The organism is Streptomyces achromogenes subsp. achromogenes, assembly GCF_000720835.1.
GTDB lineage: Bacteria > Actinomycetota > Actinomycetes > Streptomycetales > Streptomycetaceae > Streptomyces > Streptomyces achromogenes.
In genome coordinates this window covers 1-405 of the sequence record NZ_JODT01000106.1, presented here as the reverse complement: position 1 = coordinate 405, position 405 = coordinate 1, and the positions used below count along the sequence as shown (strand labels likewise).

Below are 405 nucleotides of genomic sequence, written 5' to 3'. Positions count from 1 at the left end.
ACTCCCGCCCCCACAGGGTCGGTCGACTGGCCTACCTCGCCCCGGTCCGCCCCGGGCGCCTGACCCGTCATGACCGGCCGGTGTCCGCGCTGCGGGGCCCCCGTCCTGGTGACCCCGGGCGGGGAGCTGCTCGAACCCGAGCCGCACCCGCTCGCACTGACCCGGCCCGATGGCTCCCGGCTCACCCTGCGGGAAGCGGCAGAGCAGGCCATGGAGCGGATACCGCCGACCGGCCACCACGTCCACGTGGCAGGCCCCCGGGCGCCCGGCCGGGTCGCCGCACCCGGCTACGGGTGCCACGTGGCCCAACTCGCCCTGTTCGCCGCCGCATGACGCAGGCCGGGAAGACCGGATGACGTACAACCGGCCCCGGTACGTCTGTCACTTGACGTACCGGGGCCCTGT

1 protein-coding gene is annotated in these 405 nt (G+C 75.3%); it reads left to right on the top strand.

Going from position 1 to position 405, the window contains the following annotated elements; all coding sequences use genetic code 11:
- Nucleotides 1–69 precede the first annotated feature (69 nt).
- The gene (locus IH25_RS0136900; protein ID WP_063755196.1) at nucleotides 70–333 is read left to right on the top strand and encodes a hypothetical protein; all 264 of its coding nucleotides are present in this window, start codon (nucleotides 70–72) and stop codon (nucleotides 331–333) included.
- The last annotated feature ends 72 nt before the right edge of the window (nucleotides 334–405 follow it).

Excerpts from the sequence above, each read along its gene's own strand:
- IH25_RS0136900 (WP_063755196.1), top strand. The coding sequence starts at position 70 with ATGACCGGCCGGTGTCCGCGCTGCGGGGCCCCCGTCCTGGTGACCCCG.